This window comes from Streptomyces lancefieldiae, from assembly GCF_031845825.1.
GTDB lineage: Bacteria > Actinomycetota > Actinomycetes > Streptomycetales > Streptomycetaceae > Streptomyces > Streptomyces lancefieldiae.
The window spans coordinates 62083-79787 of record NZ_JAVRFH010000033.1 but is presented as its reverse complement, the minus strand read 5'-3'; the positions used below and the strand labels follow the sequence as shown (position 1 = coordinate 79787).

Genomic DNA, 17705 nt, shown 5'->3' with positions numbered 1-17705 from the left:
CGACCTATCTAAAGAGAGTTACTTGCAACCCGTTTACAGATGGTTGCCAAGCGGAAGAACTTAGCTAGAAGTTGGTTGCCAACTTGGTTCGGGTTGGCTGGAGGGCCGCTCCAAGGGGGAGAAGACCATGCACGTCCTCAGTCTCGTCGCCGCGGTCCTCGTCGTCGGCTTCGAGCAGATCGTCCAGTGGAGGTACGGGGCCTCCGGCATCGCCGGCCTGCTCCTGCTCACGGTGGGCATCAAGGCCAAGAGCCCGGCCGTCAGTTCCGTCGGCGCGGTGGTGCTGGCGCTGCTGGTGGCCAAGCCTGCCCTCTGAAACCCCGCCGCGCCACAGGGCGACCAGAACACTGCTCGGTTCTCGCCACCCCTCCCTCACTCCACAGAAAGCTGGCACAACCCCTCCCTGGATGAAGACAAGTAGAGTAAGTTGGTTACCAACTTGAGCAGAGTGGTCGACTCGTCCAAGGGTTGGCCGCCACGGTGACAGGGGGTCCACCATGCCGCTCATCGCCATCGTCGTCGCCGCTCTGGCCATCGGCTTCGAGCAGCTCGTGCAGTGGAAGTACGGGCCCATGGGCATCATCGCGTTCGTCGCGCTGTCCATCGGGATCAAGGCGAAGAACACCGTGATCGGCGGTGTGGGGGCGGTGATCCTCGTGATGCTGCTCGCCCAGTCCGGCTGAACCGACGTACTGCTGTCCGGGCCCCCTTCCGGAGGGGAGCCGGGAGCCCGGGCAGTCAGTCGGCACCACGCACAACAACCACAACCACATAACGGCACGACCACCACAACTGAAGACGCGCTACGGATGCGCACACCCACCGTCACCGGCAGAAGGGAGCCGCCTCAGAACATGTCCGGGCACCAAGGCCGCCTGGACGTACGCAGCAGGGCGTCGGCCACACGGGCGGCGCCCGCTCGTTCTTCCCGCACCCGGCCGAGCGCGGCCAGTCGCACGGCCGACTCGTCCCCCAGCCACAACGCCGACAGCACGGCCACGTCGAGCACGAGGTGGGCGCTCTCGGTGGTCGGCACGCAGGACGCCCCGTCCGCTCCCGCCTCCAGCCGCCACCGCCCGCCGGCCGGCCCTCCCCGGTCCACGACCTCCAGCACCAGCGACCCCCGCCCCTCGTACGTCCGCGTCTCCAGCGCCCGAACGACGTCCAGGATCCGCACCCACAGCCAGTCCGCCTGCGTGGTGATCCTGGCCGCGCGCGGGTCCGGCAGGAGGTGCGGGAGCAGGTCGTCGGGGGCCCGCCAGCCGCTCTTCAGCTTCGTGACCCAGTCGATCGAGCACAGGTACCGCCACAGGGCGCGCTCGGCGGCCGGGGTCACGGCCAGCAGCCAGTCGACGGTCGCCGTGTTCAGCGGCTGCTTGGCCTCGCCCCAGTGGTCGTCGGCCCGGTACGAGACCATGCCCTCGACCTCGCCGTCCGGCGAGCGGTACACGGCGAAGAAGGGCTCGACCCACGGGGAGCCGTCCACGCTCAGGACGCCGGTCCGGACCAGCCACCACAGCTCGGCCCGGCTGACCGCGCCCGGCTGGACCCGACGCAGCCGCTCGTGCAGCTCGGGGCCCAGCTTGCGGACGTCCTCACCGTCCACGAGGTCGATCCGGCCGCCGTCCTCCGGGGCCGCCCAGCGCGGGTCGAGACCGGCCCGGGGCACGTCGACCGTCCACTCGGTCATGGTGGTGGCGGGGCCGAAGCCGTACCGGCCGTAGATCGGGTACTCGGCCGCGATCAGCGTCGCGACGACGTCCCCGCGGTCCTTCGCCGCCGCCAGGTCCTGCGTCATCATGCGGGTGAGCAGGCCGCGGCGGCGGTGGGTCGCGGTGACGGTGACGTTGGAGATCGCGTCGGCGGGGACCGGGGCGCCGCCCACGGCCGTGACCTCCTGCGCGAACGAACGGAAGGTCGCCACACAGCGGTCGCCGTCGAAGGCGCCGAGGAGCCGACCGGGGACGAACTGGTGGCGGCGGGCCGCCAACTGCTCCGCGCCCACGGCGGGAGACTGCAGTAAACCGGTGTTCAGGGCACGGTTCCAGTCGGGGAACTCGGCCTCGGTGACGGGGCGTATGTCGACGTCGGTACGGCGGGTCATGCGTTCACGGTAGGTCGCCGAACGCGTCGGCGTCGCGGGGATTTACCTGCGGCCACCCGCCCGCGCCGCCCCTCCGGGCCGACGGCAGCCCGACCACGGGGACCGCCATCCCCGGCGGGACCCGCCCGTCTGAAGGGGCCAACCCGAAACACGCGTCCCGACCCGCCGCCGGGCCGACCACGGACACCCCGCCGGGCCGGCCCGGCCACGAGGACCCACCCGTCCGACAGAGCACACGCACCCACCCCGCCCTCCCCACGGGACCCGCCCGGCCGACCAACCCCCGGGACGCATCCCGGCCCCCCCGACGGGCCGACCCCGGAAACCCCGCCAGGCCGGCCGGCAAGGCGTACGCACCCCGCTCCCCCCACGGGTTCCCGCCCGACAGCCACCGGGGGGTCCGACCGGCCGACCGGCACGGCGCATCACCGCCCCGCCCGGTTCGGCCCGGCGCGCCACCGCCACCGCCCGGCTCGTTCAGAACGCCGCCCTGATCTCCCCCACCTCGCGCCCGCCGCCCAGCAGGGGCGCGCGGCCGATGCGGTCCAGCACCGGGCCCTCCACTCCCAGCAGGGTCAGCGCGCGGGCCAGTACCGGGCCCAGGGCCCGGGTCGCGCCGTCCTCCACCTTGAAGGCCAGGGCTCGGCCGTCCGGCAGCGCCACCGCCTGGACGGCCTCCGCGCCCATCTTGGAGAGGGTGCCGGGCACCTCCCGCATCAGCCAGGTGTCCGCGCGGCGGGTGCCGGCGACGTACTCGGGGTGCGCGCGCATCGCGTCGGCCACCCGGCGTTCGGCCGTGCCGGGCTCGGCGGCCACGAAGGCGCGGAACGCGCGGGCCAGCCCGACCAGGCTGATCGCCATCAGCGGCGCCCCGCACCCGTCCGTACCGACGGCGGCGACCGGCTCGCCCGCCGCGTCCTCCACAACCCTGTGGATGAGCCGCTGGAGGGGGTGGTCCGCGTCGAGGTAGGTGTCCAGCGGCCAGCCCCGCTGCAAGCAGACGGCGAGCATCGCGGTGTGCTTGCCGGAGCAGTTCATGGTGACCCGGTCGGGCACCGCGCCCGACGCCAGGTACGTCTCCCGCTCCTCGGGGTCCAGCGGCAGGTCGGCCGGGCACTGGAGCAGGGCCGGGTCCAGGCCGTGCTCGTCCAGCATCTTGCGCACCAGGTCGCGGTGGAAGGGCTCACCGGAGTGGCTCGCGGCGGCCAGCGCCAGCCGCTCCCCCGCGAGGTCCAGCCCGGCCCGCAGGACGCCCGCCGCCTGCATCGGCTTGCTGGAGGAGCGCGGGAAGACCGGCGCCGTCACCTCCCCCAGCGCCAGCTCCACGGCCCCGTCGGCCCCCAGGACGACCAGACTGCCCCGGTGCCGCCCCTCGACGAAGCCGGACCGCACGACCTCGGCGAGGACGGGCGGGACGACGGGCGTGAGGGCGGACGTGGGCGCGGACTGGGGCGGCTGGGGCGCGGACATCGGCGGTGGCCTTCCGGACGGGAGACCCGCCCGGCGACGTCCCGGGGTCACCGGGCCCGGCGGCGGCTCAAGAAGCCGCCCCCGGTGTCACACGAGCAGGTCGTCGACTTGTGCTTCCCCCTCACGGTACCGGCGTGCGATCTCCGCACTGCAGTCGTCGGCCGTGCGCTGGAGCCGCTGCCTGCGCCGGGACACCTGCTGCTCGTACCGCACGAGCCGTCCCATCGCGGCGGTCAGCTCGACGTCGGTGCGGGCCGTCAGGTCCGACAGCTCCACCTCGCCGAGCATCTCCGCGGCCAGCCGCCGCCCCTCCTCGCTGCGCGGCGTGCCCAGCGTCACATGCCGGGCGGAGGAACGCTGCCGGGCCGGGGCGTCGGTCAGGATCTCCGACAGCCGCTCGACCACGGACGCCTCGACCGCGTCCACCAGGGACGCCGACCCGCGCCGCGTCAGCTCCGCGCGCAGGATGTCGATCCGCCCCTGCAGCAGCCGCCGTACGTAGCTGAGGTCGGCCTCCTCGCGCTGGGCGTCCCGGCGCAGCGTGCGCAGCTCCGGCAGGCTCAGCGCGGGCAGGTCGTGCTCCGGCGGGTCCACGGGCAGCTCGGGGCTGTCCGTGCGCTGCACGGGTGGCCGGGGGGCCTCCAGGCCACCCGCGCGTGTCAACGAGACAGTCCCAAGCGGCTGCCCCGTACTCGGTGTGCTCATGTGCCTCAACCGTCCCCTCGACCGGCGTCTGGGGAGCATCGTGCCACCCCACGTGGCCGCTATGTGACCGAGTGCCCGTGATCAGCCCCAGATGGGGGGTTAGGTGAAGAAAAAGAAGCCCGTACGGGCCCGCGCGCCCACACCCCGGGGGCGCACGGCATCATGACGGGATGCGTGCAGTGGTGCAGAGGGTGGACGGCGCGAGCGTCGTCGTGGACGGCGAGACCGTGGGGGCGATCGAGGGCGAGGGCCTGTGCGTCCTGGTCGGCGTCACCCACGACGACACCAAGGAGAAGGCGGCGCAACTGGCCCGCAAGCTCTGGTCGGTGCGGGTGCTGCACGAGGAGAAGTCGTGCAGCGACATCGACGCACCGCTCCTGGTGATCAGCCAGTTCACCCTCTACGGCGACGCCCGCAAGGGCCGCCGCCCCACCTGGAACGCCGCCGCGCCCGGCGACGTCGCCGAACCGCTGGTCGACGAGGTCGTCGCGCGGTTGCGCTCGCTGGGCGCGACCGTGGCGACGGGCCGCTTCGGCGCGCGGATGCGGGTGTCGCTGACGAACGACGGCCCGTTCACGGTGCTGATCGAGGTCTAGCCAGGACTGCCTTACGGCTCCACGACCGTCTCCTGGGCGGCCGCCGTGTCCTCGGCCATCAGCCGGGCGTCCACGGGCACGTTCCGCTTCACCAGGGCGAGGGCGACCGGGCCGAGCTCGTGGTGGCGTGCGGACGTGGTGACGAAACCGATCTTCCGGCCGTCGGGGCCGTCGTCCGCGAGGCGGATCTCGGTGCCGGGTCCCGGCAGGTGGACGTCGCTGCCGTCCAGGTGCAGGAAGACCAGGCGTCGCGGCGGCTTGCCGAGGTTCTGCACCCGGGCGACGGTCTCCTGCCCGCGGTAACAGCCCTTCTGGAGGTGGACCGCCGTGCCGATCCAGCCCAGCTCGTGCGGGATCGTGCGGTGGTCGGTCTCGAAGCCGAGACGGGGCCGGTGCTGCTCGACGCGCAGCGCCTCGTGGGCGAGGACGCCGGCCGGCGGACCGGCCTGGGCGGCGAAGGCCTCCAGCTCGCCGCGGGGCAGGAAGAGGTCACGGCCGTACGGCGTCTCCCGGACGACGGCGTTCTCGGGGACCTCGGCGATGGAACCGGCCGGCAGGTGCACGACCGCGATGTCGGCGGTGCGGTCGGCGACCTCGACGCGGTAGAAGAACTTCATCGACTCCAGGTAGGCGATCAGCGCCCCCTGGCTGCCGGGCTCGACGTGGGCCCAGACGCTCGTGCCGTCGTCGACGAGGTACAGGGCGTGTTCGATGTGGCCGTTGGCGGAGAGGATCAGCGCCTCGGTGGCCCGGCCGACCGGCAGATCGCTGACGTGCTGGGTGAGCAGCAGGTGCAGCCAGGCCAGCCGGTCCTCGCCGGTGACGGTGACGACACCGCGGTGGGAGAGGTCGACGAAGCCGGTGCCGTCGGCGAGGGCACGCTGCTCGCGGAACAGGTCGCCGTAGTGGGCGGCGACGCCTTCGTCCACGCCCTCGGCGGGAACGGCGCCGGGCAGGGACAGCAGGGGGCTCTTCATGGGCCTAGCCTACGACTCGGTGGTCGAGCCCTTCAGGGAGCAGTCCTCGCACCGCCCGAAGATGGCGAAGTGCTTCATGTCCGTGTCGAAGCCGAACTGTTCGCGCAGCTTGGCGGTGAACTCGGCGGCCACCGACAGATCGGCCTCGATCACGTTGGTGCAGTCCCGGCAGACCAGGTGGATGTGGTGGTGCCGGTCGGCCAGGTGGTAGGTGGGCGCGCCGTGCCCGAGGTGGGCGTGCGAGACGAGCCCGAGCTCCTCCAGGAGCTCCAGCGTGCGGTACACGGTGGAAATGTTGACCCCCGACGCCGTCTTCCTCACTTCGCCGAGGATGTCGTCGGGGGTCGCGTGTTCGAGGGTGTCCACGGCTTCGAGGACCAGCTGCCGCTGCGGGGTCAGCCGGTAGCCGCGCTGCCTGAGGTCGCTCTTCCAGTCGGTGCTCACCACACCCCAGAGTCTAGGACTACTTGAAGAAAGCGATCCCGTCGTCGGGCATGTCGTCGGGCAGGGCCTTGGCCCAGCGCTCGACGTCCTCGGGGGTGACGACCTTCTTCAGGTGCGCCGACATGTAGGGGCGCAGCTCGACCTCGGGGGTCTGCTTCTCGCCGACCCACATCAGGTCGCTCTTGACGTAGCCGTACAGCCGCTTGCCGCCGGTGTAGGGCTGGGAGGCGGCCGTGCGGGCCACCGCGTCCGTCACCAGGTCGATCTGCGGCTTCTGGTCGGCCATCTCGCCGTACCAGATCTCGATGACGCCGTCGTCGCGGGTCATCGTGACCTCGACCTTGCGGTTCGCGTCGATGCGCCAGAAGCCGTGCTCGGACTCCAGGGGGCGGACCTTGTTCCCGTCCTGGTCCAGGACCCAGGTGTGGGACTGGTACTCCAGGAAGTCACGGCCGTCGTGGCTGAAGGTGACCTCCTGTCCGAAGTTGCACTTCTCGGCGCCGGGGAAGTCGTGCACGCCCGCGCCCGCCCAGTTGCCGAGGAGGAAGGCGAGGGGGACGAGGTCCTTGTGGAGGTCGGACGGGATCTCGATCATGAGCGGGACTTACTTCCTGGCGTCGGGATCAGCGCTGGCCCTGGTACAGCTTCTTCACGGTCAGACCGGCGAAGGCGAGGACGCCGACGCAGACCAGGACCAGCAGGGCTTCGAAGAAGATCTCCACGGGGTGCTCCTCGATTGAGCGGAGTGCGGTGCGTGCGGTACGTGTGCTGCGCGCACAGGGCCGGGACCCAGCTTAGCGGCCGGGGTCCGGCCCTGCGGACGAGGTGCGCCCCGGGACCGGGGGCGCACCGACGGCCGCGGTCCGGGTCGCGGCGCGGTTGACTACGATTCGGCCATGGCGAAGAAGCTCGTGATCAAGGTGACGGCAGGGGCCGACGCCCCTGAGCGGTGCTCCCAGGCGTTCACGGTGGCGGCGGTGGCCGTGGCCAGTGGGGTCGAGGTCTCCCTCTGGCTGACCGGCGAGTCCTCCTGGTTCGCGCTGCCGGGCCGCGCGGCCGAGTTCGAGCTGCCGCACGCCGCGCCGCTGCCCGACCTGCTGGACTCGGTCCTGGCGGGAGGCCGGCTGACCCTGTGCACCCAGTGCGCGGCCCGCCGGGACATCACCGAGAAGGACGTCCTCGAAGGCGTGCGGATCGCGGGTGCGCAGGTCTTCGTGCAGGAGGCGCTGGAGGACGGGACGCAGGCGCTGGTCTACTGACCGGCGGGGCCGGGACCAGGGCCCGCGCCCGCGCCGGCGCTCACCGGCCCATGACGTACGCGACCGTCGGCCCGGTGGTCCAGCCGCCGTCCACCGCGAGTTCGGCACCGGTGACGTAGGACGCGGCGTCCGAGAGCAGGAAGACGACCGCGCCGGCGATCTCGTGGGCCTCGCCGACCCGGCCCATGGGGGTGTTCGGGTACTTGCCGTCGCCCCGCTCGATGCCGACGGCCGCGGTCATCGGGGTGTAGGTCATCCCCGGGTGCACGGAGTTCACGCGGATGCGGGCGGTGCCCAGCTCCACGGCGCCGATCTTCGTGAGCCCCCGTACGCCCCACTTGGAGGCGCCGTAGCCGGCCGTGAGGGCGAGGCCCATCAGGCCCGCCGCGGACGAGACGTTGACGATCGAGCCGCCGCCGGCCTCCCGCAGTGCGGGGATCACGGTCTTCATGCCGATGAAGACGCCCGTGAGGTTGATGTCGAGCACCTTCCTGAAGTGCTCGACGGACTCCGACTCCAGCGGCGTTCCGGCCGAGATGCCGGCGTTGTTCACCAGGCCGTGCAGGGAGCCGAACTCGGTGACGGCGAAGTCGGCGACCCGCTGCCAGTCCTCCTGCGAGGTCACGTCGTGGTGCAGGAAGCGGGCGTGGGCGCCGAGTTCGCGGGCCATGGCCTCGCCCTCGCCGTCCAGGACGTCGGTGACCAGGACGTGCGCCCCGGCGGCGACCGCCTGACGGGCGGTTTCCGCGCCGAGGCCGCGGGCACCGCCGGTGACGACCAGGTTCTTGCCGGACAGGTCGTGCATGGTGCGCTCCTTTCCAGGGGCGGTGTCGGAGGCGGTGTCAGAAGTGGGTGCCGCCGTCGACCCGGATCTCGGTGCCCGTGATGAACCGGCCGTCCTCGGAGCCCAGCATCGCGACGACCGACGCCACCGTCTCCGGGCCGGCGAACCCCTTTCCGAGAGCGGGCGAGAGCTTCGCGAAGAGGCTCATGTCGGCGTCCTCGGGCAGCCCGGGGCCGACGCTCTGTCCGCTGACCCCGCTGCCGTCCGTCATGCCGGAGGAGATGGACCCGGGCTGCACGGCGGTGAAGCGGATGCCGCGCCCCGCGTACTCACTGGCCAGGGCGTGGGTCATGGACTGGATGCCGCCCTTGCTGGCCGCGTAGGCCGCCATGTACGGGTGTGCGAACGCCGCCGAGGTCGAGCTGAAGTTGACCACGGCCGCGTCCCGGCCCTCAAGGAGTGCCGGGATCGACTCGCGGATCACCAGGAACGTGCCGACGAGGTTCACCGTCAGGACGCTGGTGAACTCCTGGAGGCTGGTGTCCTCGGTGTGCGACGAACGCAGGATGCCGGCCGCGTTGACGAGGACGTCCAGCCCGCCCAGCGCCTCTGTCGCGGCCTTGACGCCCTCGCGCACCGAGGTCTCGTCGGCGATGTCGACGACGAGGGTGGTGAGCCGGTCCGCCTGGTCCGCCGCCTTCTCCACGGTGTCCGTCAGGCCCGGCTCGCTGACGTCGGCGGCCACGACGGCGCCGCCCTCCGCGAGGACGCGCAGCACGGTGGCCTGGCCTATGCCCGAGCCACCGCCGGTGACCAGGACGCGACGGCCTTCGTAGCGGTTCATGTGTGCTCCAACCCGGCCCGCGGCTGTCCGCCGGCCGGGCCCTTGCGGCGCCCGCTCTCTGGTGCCGGGCGCCTCGATTCCGCTTCACCGTACGCCGGTGTGGCACGTTTTGCCACTGCGTCACGGCATGCCATCGGGTCGTCGCGCGTCGTACCCTTCTGGAGTGAGCACCGAGCCGCCCCCGTCCCTGACCGAGCGCCGCAAGGCCGCCACCCAGCTCGACATCGCGCACGCGGCGGCCGAACTCTTCGCCACCCGGGGCCCGCACGCCACGACGGCCGAGGAGATCGCCCAACGCGCGGGGGTCGCGCTGCGCACCTTCTACCGGTACTTCCGCTCCAAGCAGGACGCGGTCAGCCCCCTTCTGACGGTCGGCGCCGACCGCTGGCGCGGGCTGCTGGAGAGCACGGAGCCGGGCACCCCGCTCGGTCCGGCGCTGCGGACCGCCGTCGAGGAGGCGCTGGCGGCTCCGGACGCCCGGGCCGCGGAGGCGCTGCTGCGGACGCGCGGGCTGCTGCGGGCCGGCGCGGACGATCCCGCGCTGCGCGCCGTGTGGTACCGCGTGAACCAGGAGTCGGAGGAACGGCTCGTCCCGGTGATCGCGCGTCTGACGGACGGCGGTTGCGATCCGCTGGAGGTGCGCCTGGTGGCCGCCGCCGCCACCGACGCCATCCGGATCGCCCTGGAGACCTGGGCCGGCACCGAGGCGGGGGCCGAGGGCCCCGGGTCCCCCGCCGATCTGGCGGTGCGCTGCCTGGAGCGCCTCGTCGGGGGCCTGGACAGGGCCTGAGAACGACGAGAGGCGAGAGAGCGGCCTGAGAGTTCCGCCGGCCCGCTCGGGATCAATACACCCAGCGTCCGTCGACAGGTCCAGGGCCTGTCCGACCATTCCCGTCGTCCGCCCGGAGAGCGGGCCGCGCGGCGCCTGGTGCGTGCGATCGCAAGGCGAGCGTGCGTGCCGGGCGCCGCGCGGCAGGCGGGAATGGACAGGCCCTAAGGCCGCGGGCCCTTCCTGCCGTCCAGCTCGTCCCACCACTCGTCGGACTTGGGGTCGCCGGAGGGGTCGTCCCACCAGCGGTCGTCGGGGCCCCGGCGGTTGGCGATCATCGCCGCGACCGGGGGGATCACCATGGCGACCACGCACATGCCGACGGCCGCGGGCACCGACCAGAGGCGGACGACGCCCCAGGCCAGGACGAACAGCGCGATGCAGATGCCCATCATCACGAAGTAGACATGCCGCCGCCGTGCGTACATACCTCAAGCGTAGGCCCGCGCGCCGGGTCGGACCCGGGCATGCCGAAGGGGCCGCGCCCCAGGTGTCCAACCCGGTGGGCGCGGCCCCTCGGCCGTCGCGCGGCGTGCCGTCAGACGGCGATCGCGACCTCCGCCAGGCCACCCTGCTGGGCGACGACCGTGCGGTCGGCGCTGGCGCCCGGGACGAGCGCCCGTACGGTCCAGGTGCCCTCGGCCGCGTAGAAGCGGAACTGGCCCGTCGCGGAGGTGGGGACCTCCGCCGTGAACTCTCCGGTGGAGTCCAGCAGACGCACGTAGCCCGTCACCGGCTCGCCGTCGCGGGTCACCTGACCCTGGATCGTGGTCTCACCGGGCTTGATCGTCGAGGCGTCGGGGCCGCCGGCCTTCGCTCCGCACATGTCGTACTCCTGAGGGGTTGAGAGGGGGCGGACTTACTTGTTGGCGCCGAGCTCGATCGGCACGCCGACGAGGGAGCCGTACTCGGTCCAGGAGCCGTCGTAGTTCTTGACGTTCTCCACGCCCAGCAGCTCGTGCAGGACGAACCAGGTCAGGGCCGAACGCTCACCGATGCGGCAGTAGGCGATGGTGTCCTTCGCCAGGTCGACCTGCTCGTCGACGTAGAGCTGCTTGAGCTCGTCGTCCGACTTGAAGGTGCCGTCGTCGTTGGCGTTCTTCGACCACGGGATGTTGCGGGCGGAGGGGACGTGGCCCGGGCGCTGCGACTGCTCCTGCGGGAGGTGGGCCGGAGCGAGCAGCTTGCCGGAGAACTCGTCGGGCGAGCGGACGTCGACCAGGTTCTGCGCGCCGATGGCGGCGACCACGTCGTCGCGGAAGGCGCGGATGGACTTGTCCTGCGGCTTGGCCTTGTAGTCGGTGGCCGGGCGCTCGGGCACCTCGGTGCCGTCGACCAGCTCGCGGGCGTCCAGCTCCCACTTCTTGCGGCCGCCGTCGAGGAGCTTGACGTTCTCGTGGCCGTACAGCTTGAAGTACCAGTAGGCGTAGGACGCGAACCAGTTGTTGTTGCCGCCGTAGAGGATCACCAGCGTGTCGTTGGCGATGCCCTTCGCGGAGAGGAGCTTCTCGAAGCCCTCCTGGTCGACGAAGTCGCGGCGGACCGGGTCCTGGAGGTCCTGGGTCCAGTCGATCCGGATCGCGTTCTTGATGTGGTTCTTGTCGTACGCGGACGTGTCCTCGTCCACCTCGACGATCGCGATGTTCGGGTCGTCCAGGTGGTCCTGCAGCCAGTCGGCGTCGACCAGGACGTCGCTGCGGCTCATTTTTTCTCCTCCGGGGCAGTTGCGGCGGGACGTGCGGTGAGAGGGTGTGCGCGCTCATGCCGGGGCGGCGCGCGGATGCCCTGAGCAGGGCGGTGAGGGGCACGGACGGCGGCGTCGCCGTCCGCTCAGAAGGTGCGACAGAGCATGGCGGCAACGCGGCACAGGTCCACTGCCCGCCGCTTCGTGAGGTCCGCCTGGCGCTTCATAAGGCCCGATCGTAGGGACGGACAGCGGGGCGTGTCACCGGGGTGTCGCATTCTGAGACGGGATCGTCCGTTATGTGGGATGGAGGCGGCTCCCGCGGCGCCGCGCGAGGACGCCCGGGCCGGGGCGCCCGTCGTCGCATCTGCGGTACGGACGACACCGTCTCGCCTGGCGGACGCCGCGCCCTGCCTGCGCGGGGGCTGCGGACCGGCCCGCCGGCCGCCGTCGTCCTACCCGGCCAGCCGCACGTGCGAACCCTTCACCGTGATCTCGACGCCGCTCTTCGCCGCCTGGACCTTGTCGAGCTCGACGCCGCCCGGCAGCTCGTCGATCGTCTGCTGGAAGTCGGTGATGGCCCGGATCCGCGACTCGGCGAGCTCCTTGCCGCCGACCTCGGGCAGGCCGTCGGCGACGACCTCGACGTTGTTGTCCTTGACCGTGACCGTGCTGAGCACCTCGACCGGCTCGGGCAGCTCGACGCCGAAGGCCGTGGCCCGGAGCGTCACCTTGATCTTGCCGTTGCCGCCGTCGGAGAGGCCGATGACCTTGGCGCTGACACCGGGCGCGACGTCCGTCGGCTCGGACCTGGCGGCCTTCATCAGCTCGTCGTAGCTGACGGTCGCGGTGCCGGTGGCCGAGGCGGCGGTGGCGGAGCCGAAGTCGCTCGAGAACTCGACGCCCTTCATGTTCGCCCGGAGGTCGTCGATACGGATCTTCTCGGTGCTGTTGGCGGTGGCCGCCTCGTAGTCGTCGATGCCGATCTCGACGTCGTCCAGCTCGCCGCCGACGACCTGGGTGAGGAAGGGGAAGCCCTTGATGGAGACGTCCGGCGTCGACGCCAGGTTCTCGTTGCTCCGCAGCTTGTCCGCCGCCTCGCCCTCCGCGAAGTTGACCGCGACCCGGTCCGCGATCACGAAGAGGCCGCCGACAATCACGACGACGATCAGCAGTATTCGCAGTGCGCGCATGCGGTGTTTCCCCAACCCTGTGCAGTCAAAGACGGCGGCCCCGACGACCGACGGACGTCCAGCGCGAGGGTAACGCGACCGGCAAGGGCCTCCGGCGTTTTGTCGATCACCTGTGACAGGGGAGCCGGTCCGGAGGGCACGGGGGCGCCGGGTCGGCGCCCGGCTCCGAGGGGAGCGGGACCCGTGCCCGACGGACGTCGGACGGCCCCGCCGGCCTCAGCCGAGGACCCGGCCGAGCACGTACACGGCCGGTGCCGCGGCCGCGAGGGGGAGCGCCACGCCCGCCGTGAAGTGGACGAAACGGGAGGGGTAGTCGTACGCCGCCACCCGGTGGCCGATCAGCGCGCACACCGCCGCGCCCGCCCCGAGCAGCGCCCCCGGCGTCCCGAGCCCCGTCATCGAACCGACCACGACTCCCGCCCCGGCCGCCGCGAGCAGCGCGACGACCACCGACGCCGGCGTCGGCAGCGGCAGGGCGCGGGCCACGACGGCGACGGCCACCGCGACCGCACCGACCGTCACCGCGTCCGCGTCGGCGGCGAGGTACCCGCCCGCGATCACGGCGAGGGCCGCCGCCGCGACGGTCGCCATCAGGCCGTACATCCGCTCGTCGGGGTCGGCGTGCGAGCGCAGTTGCAGGACGAGGGAGAGCAGGACCCACATCCCGAGCGCGCCGAGGATGGCCGCCGGGGAGCGGTCCGACACCAGCAGCGCCGCGTCGGCGGCGAGCGCGCCCGCGAAGCCCAGCGCGATGCCCTGCCGGGCGGGCCACATGCCGTTCAGCCGGAACCAGCCCGCCGAGGTGACGGCCTGGAGGACGACGAGCGGGACGAGGAGCGCGTACGTGCCGAGCGCCGCCGCACCGGCCAGCAGGAGCCCGAGCAGCGCGGTGAGCCCGGCGGGCTGCATCCCCGGGTCGATGATCGGCGAGCGCCCCTCGGCGCGGGCGCGCTGCGCGTCGGTGATCCGTGTGTTCCCGGCGAGGGTCGCCGGGCCGTAGTCCGGGGCCTCGGGGGACTCCGTGACGGCGGAGGGCGCGGTGGGGGTGGAGGCGGCGGCGGAGGCCGTGGTGGCGGGCGCAGGGGGGCCGTACGGCTGTGACTCGTACGGCTGCGGCTGTGGCTGCGGCTGTGCCGGGTACGTCGGCTGCGGGTGGCCACCGGTCGCCGTTCCGTACGGGGCGGCGGCCGGCTGCTGGTACGGCTGCGGGGCCTGTGGGGTCTGCGGCGGCATGTACGCCGTCTCCTCCGCCGAGACCGGCGGCTGCATCCGGGTCTCCCAGGTCTGCCCCTGCCACTGCTGCGTGTACTGGGCGGCGTCCGGGTCCTCGTACGCCTGGTACGGCTGCTGCCCCTGGGGCTGCTGATGCCCGGGCCACGCCTGGGCGTCGTACCCGGCGTACGCCTGGTATTCCTCGTGTCCCTCGTGTCCCTCGTACGGCTGATTCCACTGATGCGGTCGGTGCGGCTGGTTGGTCATCGCTCACCCTCCTGCGAACGGCGGGAGCACCTCGACCGTGCCGCCGTCGGCCAGCCGTACCGTCTCATGTCCGCGGGTGCCCACGGGGTCGCCGTCGACGAGGAACGAGCAGCGCAGCAGCACGCGCGTGAGTTCGCCGGGGTGGCGTTCGCGCACCGCGCCGAGCGCGTCGGCGAGCGTGGCCGCCTCGTACGGCTCCTCGGCCACCCCCGCCGCGGCCTTCGCGGCGGCCCAGTAGCGCACCGTGACCTTTGCCATCTGGATCCTTCGTCGCCGGTGCCGGTCGGCGTCCGTGCCGCCCGGCAGTGAACACCTCAGGCTAGCCCGCCCGCGTCACGGCCCAGTCGCCGATCCGGCGCAGCAGCTCCTCGCCGGAGGCGTGCTCCGCGTGGCCCATGCCGGGTTCCAGCCAGAGTTCGCCGTGGTCACCGGCGGCCTCGGCCAGCATCCGGGGGTGGTCGACGGGAAAGTAGCCGTCCCGGTCGCCGTGCACGACCAGGAGGGGCGTCGGGGCGATCCGCGGCACCGCCTCCACCGGCGACAGCGGCACCGGGTCCCAGTCCCGGTGATGGATACGGGTGCGCAGTCCGTAGCGGCCCACCAGGCGCCCGGTGCGGCGCATCACCAGCCAGTGCAGCCGGCGCATGGGCGCCGTCCCCCGGTAGTACCAGCGGGCGGGGGCGCTCACCGACACGACGGCGTCCGTGCGGGCCGCGCCGTCGTCGCCGTACAGCGCGGCGTGCCGCAGGACCACCGAGCCGCCCATGGAGAAGCCGACGGTCACCACGCGCGCGTGCCCGAAGCCGCGCGCCCAGGCGACCGACGCCGCCAGGTCGAGCACCTCCCGGTCACCGACGGTGGACCGTCCGCCGGACGCACCGTGGCCCCGGAAGGAGAACGTGACCACCGCCCCGTGGCGCGCGAGCGCCGCCGCGATCCGCCGTACGTGCGGGCGGTCCGCGTCGCCCGTGAAGCCGTGCGCGACGACGAAGACCAGGTCACAGGCGTCGTGGCCGCTGGCGCCGGGCTCGTACACGGCGTCGATCCGGACCCCGTCGGCCGCCCGGAGGAAAGTCCGTGCGGGCGTCCGTCGTGTCGTCTTCCGGGACACCCCGGGGGGCGTCTCACGATGCGGACCAAGGGTGGAACGCGCCACATGACCTGACGGACGGATGCTCATGTCGGCTATTCTGCTGGGCAGAGGACTCGGGCGATGTAGCCCCCGGGTCCTTTCGTGCTTTCGGGAGCGTTGGCGTGCGTTCACCTCCCGGTCGCGCGGCGGGCCCCACGGGCACGGGATCCGCACCCGTACGAAGCAGTGCCGTAAACGTCCTCGCAGGGACCGAGGAGGAACCAGACGTTATGGGCGAGCGAACCGTGCACGACCGTGAGACGACCCGGGCAGGTGGGGCGCGATGAGCTCTCTGCTGCTCCTGACCAACGCCCTCCAGCCGTCGACGGAGGTGCTCCCCGCCCTCGGCCTGCTGCTGCACAACGTCCGCGTGGCCCCGGCGGAGGGCCCGGCCCTGGTCGACACCCCCGGCGCCGACGTGATCCTCGTCGACGGGCGCCGTGACCTGCCCCAGGTCCGCAGCCTGTGCCAGCTGCTGCGCTCCACGGGGCTCGGCTGTCCGCTGATCCTCGTCGTCACCGAGGGCGGCCTCGCCGCCGTCACCGCCGACTGGGGCATCGACGACGTCCTGCTGGACACCGCCGGTCCGGCGGAGGTCGAGGCCCGGCTGCGGCTGGCCATGGGCCGCCAGCAGATCGTCGGCGACGACTCCCCCATGGAGATCCGCAACGGCGACCTGTCGGTGGACGAGGCGACGTACTCCGCCAAGCTCAAGGGCCGGGTCCTGGACCTGACCTTCAAGGAGTTCGAGCTGCTGAAGTACCTCGCCCAGCACCCGGGCCGGGTCTTCACCCGCGCCCAGCTCCTCCAGGAGGTGTGGGGCTACGACTACTTCGGCGGCACCCGCACCGTCGACGTGCACGTACGGCGGCTGCGCGCCAAGCTCGGCCCCGAGCACGAGTCGCTGATCGGCACCGTCCGCAACGTCGGCTACCGCTTCGTCACTCCGGAGAAACCCGAGAAGCCCGAGAAGCCCGAGAAGACGGAGCGCGCCGCGGAGGACGCCGGGGCGAAGGGCGAGGCGAAGGACAGGGCCGAGTCCGGGGCGGCGGCGCCGGGCACCGCTTAGGCGACGTCGACCAAGGTGTGACACGCCCTGCCCGGAGCGGGTCCATCCGCGTAGACTCCGCGCGTGGCCAAGGTGACTCGGGACGATGTGGCGCGACTGGCGGGGACTTCCACCGCCGTCGTCAGCTATGTCATCAACAACGGACCCCGGCCGGTCGCCCCGGCCACGCGCGAGCGTGTCCTCGCCGCGATCAAGGAACTGGGGTACCGGCCGGACCGGGTCGCCCAGGCGATGGCGTCGCGGCGCACGGACCTCATAGGCCTGATCGTGCCCGACGCGCGCCAGCCCTTCTTCGCGGAGATGGCGCACGCGGTCGAGTGGGCCGCCTCCGAGCGCGGAAAGATGGTCCTCGTCGGCAACTCCGACTACGTCGGCGAGCGTGAGGTCCACTACCTGCGCGCCTTCCTCGGCATGCGCGTCTCCGGCCTGATCCTGGTCAGCCACGCCCTGAACGACCTGGCCGCCGCCGAGATCGACGCCTGGGACGCCCGGATCGTCCTGCTGCACGAGCGCCCCGAGGCCATCGACGACGTCGCCGTCGTCACCGACGACCTGGGCGGCGCCCAGCTCGCCGTACGCCACCTGCTGGAGCACGGGTACGAGTACGTCGCCTGCATGGGCGGCACCGCCGAGACCCCGTCCGTCGGCGACCCGGTCTCCGACCACGTCGAGGGCTGGAAGCGCGCGATGAAGGAGGCCGGGCTCTCCACCGAGGGCCGGCTCTTCGAGGCGCCGTACAACCGCTACGACGCGTACCGCGTGGCTCTGGAGCTCCTGTCCGGGCCCCGGCGTCCGCCCGCGATCTTCTGCTCCACCGACGACCAGGCGATCGGCCTGCTGCGCGCGGCCCGCGAGCTGCGCATCGACGTGCCCGGCGAGCTGGCGGTGGCCGGCTTCGACGACATCAAGGAGGCGGGCCTGGCGGACCCGCCGCTGACGACGGTCGCCTCCGACCGCTCGGCCATGGCCCGGGCCGCCGTGGACCTGGTCCTCGACGACGGTCTGCGGGTGGCGGGCTCACGACGGGAGCGGCTGAAGGTGTTCCCGTCGCGGCTGGTGGTACGGCGGTCCTGCGGCTGCGAGTAGCCTCCGGCGGCTGGCCTGGTTGTCCACCCCGACCCGGGTCCTTATATCGG

General features: G+C 72.5%; 22 protein-coding genes. 7 read left to right on the top strand and 15 right to left on the bottom strand.

What is annotated here, in order from left to right; all coding sequences use genetic code 11:
• Positions 1-127 precede the first annotated feature (127 nt).
• A complete protein-coding gene (locus RM812_RS27445; protein WP_311577526.1) occupies positions 128-316 on the top strand; it encodes a hypothetical protein in 189 nt (62 codons plus the stop codon).
• Positions 317-497: 181 nt separating this feature from the next.
• Positions 498-683: a hypothetical protein gene (locus tag RM812_RS27440; RefSeq protein ID WP_311577523.1), complete on the top strand. Its 186-nt coding sequence runs from the start codon at positions 498-500 to the stop codon at positions 681-683.
• A 164-nt stretch (positions 684-847) separates the two neighbouring features.
• On the opposite strand, the gene RM812_RS27435 is transcribed toward RM812_RS27440, so the two are convergent.
• The 3 genes from RM812_RS27435 to RM812_RS27425 form a co-directional block, all read right to left on the bottom strand.
• Positions 848-2104, bottom strand: coding sequence for a GNAT family N-acetyltransferase (locus tag RM812_RS27435; protein WP_311577520.1), 1257 nt, complete (start codon positions 2102-2104; stop codon positions 848-850).
• 477 nt (positions 2105-2581) lie between these two features.
• On the bottom strand, positions 2582-3574 hold the full coding sequence (locus RM812_RS27430; protein ID WP_311577517.1) for an asparaginase: 993 nt from the start codon (positions 3572-3574) through the stop codon (positions 2582-2584).
• Positions 3575-3661: 87 nt separating this feature from the next.
• Positions 3662-4279, bottom strand: coding sequence for an RsiG family protein (locus RM812_RS27425; protein ID WP_311577514.1), 618 nt, complete (start codon positions 4277-4279; stop codon positions 3662-3664).
• 170 nt (positions 4280-4449) lie between these two features.
• Between RM812_RS27425 and dtd the strand changes: the two genes are divergently transcribed.
• Positions 4450-4875 carry a D-aminoacyl-tRNA deacylase gene (gene dtd / locus RM812_RS27420; protein ID WP_311577512.1) on the top strand — a complete coding sequence of 142 codons (426 nt, stop codon included), beginning with the start codon at positions 4450-4452 and terminating at the stop codon, positions 4873-4875.
• Between the two features lie 11 nt (positions 4876-4886).
• Here dtd and ygfZ read toward each other — a convergent pair whose 3' ends face one another.
• From ygfZ to RM812_RS27405, 3 genes are read right to left on the bottom strand one after another with little or no spacing between them, the layout of a single operon-like run.
• On the bottom strand, positions 4887-5852 hold the full coding sequence (gene ygfZ / locus RM812_RS27415; protein ID WP_311577510.1) for a CAF17-like 4Fe-4S cluster assembly/insertion protein YgfZ: 966 nt from the start codon (positions 5850-5852) through the stop codon (positions 4887-4889).
• A gap of 9 nt (positions 5853-5861) precedes the next feature.
• A complete protein-coding gene (locus tag RM812_RS27410; protein ID WP_311577507.1) occupies positions 5862-6299 on the bottom strand; it encodes a Fur family transcriptional regulator in 438 nt (145 codons plus the stop codon).
• Positions 6300-6315: 16 nt separating this feature from the next.
• Positions 6316-6891 carry an FABP family protein gene (locus tag RM812_RS27405; protein WP_311577504.1) on the bottom strand — a complete coding sequence of 192 codons (576 nt, stop codon included), beginning with the start codon at positions 6889-6891 and terminating at the stop codon, positions 6316-6318.
• Positions 6892-7192: 301 nt separating this feature from the next.
• Here RM812_RS27405 and RM812_RS27400 point away from each other — a divergent pair, with 301 nt between their 5' ends.
• Positions 7193-7555: a DsrE family protein gene (locus tag RM812_RS27400; RefSeq protein ID WP_311577502.1), complete on the top strand. Its 363-nt coding sequence runs from the start codon at positions 7193-7195 to the stop codon at positions 7553-7555.
• A 40-nt stretch (positions 7556-7595) separates the two neighbouring features.
• Here RM812_RS27400 and RM812_RS27395 read toward each other — a convergent pair whose 3' ends face one another.
• The gene (locus RM812_RS27395; RefSeq protein ID WP_311577499.1) at positions 7596-8360 is read right to left on the bottom strand and encodes a glucose 1-dehydrogenase; all 765 of its coding nucleotides are present in this window, start codon (positions 8358-8360) and stop codon (positions 7596-7598) included.
• A 37-nt stretch (positions 8361-8397) separates the two neighbouring features.
• A complete protein-coding gene (locus RM812_RS27390; protein ID WP_311577496.1) occupies positions 8398-9183 on the bottom strand; it encodes an SDR family NAD(P)-dependent oxidoreductase in 786 nt (261 codons plus the stop codon).
• A 163-nt stretch (positions 9184-9346) separates the two neighbouring features.
• On the opposite strand from RM812_RS27390, the gene RM812_RS27385 reads away from it, so the two are divergent.
• The gene (locus tag RM812_RS27385; RefSeq protein ID WP_311577494.1) at positions 9347-9973 is read left to right on the top strand and encodes a TetR family transcriptional regulator; all 627 of its coding nucleotides are present in this window, start codon (positions 9347-9349) and stop codon (positions 9971-9973) included.
• A 203-nt stretch (positions 9974-10176) separates the two neighbouring features.
• Here the strand turns inward: RM812_RS27385 and RM812_RS27380 are convergent, their stop codons facing one another.
• The 7 genes from RM812_RS27380 to RM812_RS27350 form a co-directional block, all read right to left on the bottom strand.
• On the bottom strand, positions 10177-10440 hold the full coding sequence (locus RM812_RS27380; RefSeq protein ID WP_311577491.1) for a DUF3099 domain-containing protein: 264 nt from the start codon (positions 10438-10440) through the stop codon (positions 10177-10179).
• 110 nt (positions 10441-10550) lie between these two features.
• Complete coding sequence (locus tag RM812_RS27375) at positions 10551-10838, bottom strand: DUF1416 domain-containing protein (protein WP_100569102.1); 288 nt, start codon at positions 10836-10838, stop codon at positions 10551-10553.
• A 33-nt stretch (positions 10839-10871) separates the two neighbouring features.
• A complete protein-coding gene (locus RM812_RS27370; protein WP_311577484.1) occupies positions 10872-11717 on the bottom strand; it encodes a sulfurtransferase in 846 nt (281 codons plus the stop codon).
• Between the two features lie 434 nt (positions 11718-12151).
• Positions 12152-12889 carry an LmeA family phospholipid-binding protein gene (locus RM812_RS27365; protein WP_311577479.1) on the bottom strand — a complete coding sequence of 246 codons (738 nt, stop codon included), beginning with the start codon at positions 12887-12889 and terminating at the stop codon, positions 12152-12154.
• Positions 12890-13105: 216 nt separating this feature from the next.
• On the bottom strand, positions 13106-14368 hold the full coding sequence (locus tag RM812_RS27360) for a hypothetical protein (RefSeq protein ID WP_311577477.1): 1263 nt from the start codon (positions 14366-14368) through the stop codon (positions 13106-13108).
• A gap of 3 nt (positions 14369-14371) precedes the next feature.
• On the bottom strand, positions 14372-14626 hold the full coding sequence (locus RM812_RS27355) for a MoaD/ThiS family protein (protein WP_053133327.1): 255 nt from the start codon (positions 14624-14626) through the stop codon (positions 14372-14374).
• 61 nt (positions 14627-14687) lie between these two features.
• The gene (locus RM812_RS27350) at positions 14688-15548 is read right to left on the bottom strand and encodes an alpha/beta hydrolase (RefSeq protein ID WP_311577473.1); all 861 of its coding nucleotides are present in this window, start codon (positions 15546-15548) and stop codon (positions 14688-14690) included.
• 235 nt (positions 15549-15783) lie between these two features.
• Here RM812_RS27350 and RM812_RS27345 point away from each other — a divergent pair, with 235 nt between their 5' ends.
• Both RM812_RS27345 and RM812_RS27340 read left to right on the top strand, forming a co-directional pair.
• Entirely contained in the window at positions 15784-16569 is a 786-nt protein-coding gene (locus tag RM812_RS27345; RefSeq protein WP_311577471.1) for a winged helix-turn-helix transcriptional regulator, read from the top strand.
• A 63-nt stretch (positions 16570-16632) separates the two neighbouring features.
• The gene (locus tag RM812_RS27340; RefSeq protein ID WP_311577469.1) at positions 16633-17655 is read left to right on the top strand and encodes a LacI family DNA-binding transcriptional regulator; all 1023 of its coding nucleotides are present in this window, start codon (positions 16633-16635) and stop codon (positions 17653-17655) included.
• The last annotated feature ends 50 nt before the right edge of the window (positions 17656-17705 follow it).

Coding starts and splice junctions, on each gene's coding strand:
- RM812_RS27445 (WP_311577526.1), top strand. CDS start 128: ATGCACGTCCTCAGTCTCGTCGCCGCGGTCCTCGTCGTCGGCTTCGAG.
- RM812_RS27440 (WP_311577523.1), top strand. CDS start 498: ATGCCGCTCATCGCCATCGTCGTCGCCGCTCTGGCCATCGGCTTCGAG.
- RM812_RS27435 (WP_311577520.1), bottom strand. CDS start 2,104: ATGACCCGCCGTACCGACGTCGACATACGCCCCGTCACCGAGGCCGAG.
- RM812_RS27430 (WP_311577517.1), bottom strand. CDS start 3,574: ATGTCCGCGCCCCAGCCGCCCCAGTCCGCGCCCACGTCCGCCCTCACG.
- RM812_RS27425 (WP_311577514.1), bottom strand. CDS start 4,279: ATGAGCACACCGAGTACGGGGCAGCCGCTTGGGACTGTCTCGTTGACA.
- dtd (WP_311577512.1), top strand. CDS start 4,450: ATGCGTGCAGTGGTGCAGAGGGTGGACGGCGCGAGCGTCGTCGTGGAC.
- ygfZ (WP_311577510.1), bottom strand. CDS start 5,852: ATGAAGAGCCCCCTGCTGTCCCTGCCCGGCGCCGTTCCCGCCGAGGGC.
- RM812_RS27405 (WP_311577504.1), bottom strand. CDS start 6,891: ATGATCGAGATCCCGTCCGACCTCCACAAGGACCTCGTCCCCCTCGCC.
- RM812_RS27400 (WP_311577502.1), top strand. CDS start 7,193: ATGGCGAAGAAGCTCGTGATCAAGGTGACGGCAGGGGCCGACGCCCCT.
- RM812_RS27395 (WP_311577499.1), bottom strand. CDS start 8,360: ATGCACGACCTGTCCGGCAAGAACCTGGTCGTCACCGGCGGTGCCCGC.
- RM812_RS27390 (WP_311577496.1), bottom strand. CDS start 9,183: ATGAACCGCTACGAAGGCCGTCGCGTCCTGGTCACCGGCGGTGGCTCG.
- RM812_RS27380 (WP_311577491.1), bottom strand. CDS start 10,440: ATGTACGCACGGCGGCGGCATGTCTACTTCGTGATGATGGGCATCTGC.
- RM812_RS27375 (WP_100569102.1), bottom strand. CDS start 10,838: ATGTGCGGAGCGAAGGCCGGCGGCCCCGACGCCTCGACGATCAAGCCC.
- RM812_RS27370 (WP_311577484.1), bottom strand. CDS start 11,717: ATGAGCCGCAGCGACGTCCTGGTCGACGCCGACTGGCTGCAGGACCAC.
- RM812_RS27365 (WP_311577479.1), bottom strand. CDS start 12,889: ATGCGCGCACTGCGAATACTGCTGATCGTCGTCGTGATTGTCGGCGGC.
- RM812_RS27360 (WP_311577477.1), bottom strand. CDS start 14,368: ATGACCAACCAGCCGCACCGACCGCATCAGTGGAATCAGCCGTACGAG.
- RM812_RS27355 (WP_053133327.1), bottom strand. CDS start 14,626: ATGGCAAAGGTCACGGTGCGCTACTGGGCCGCCGCGAAGGCCGCGGCG.
- RM812_RS27350 (WP_311577473.1), bottom strand. CDS start 15,548: ATGAGCATCCGTCCGTCAGGTCATGTGGCGCGTTCCACCCTTGGTCCG.
- RM812_RS27345 (WP_311577471.1), top strand. CDS start 15,784: ATGAGCTCTCTGCTGCTCCTGACCAACGCCCTCCAGCCGTCGACGGAG.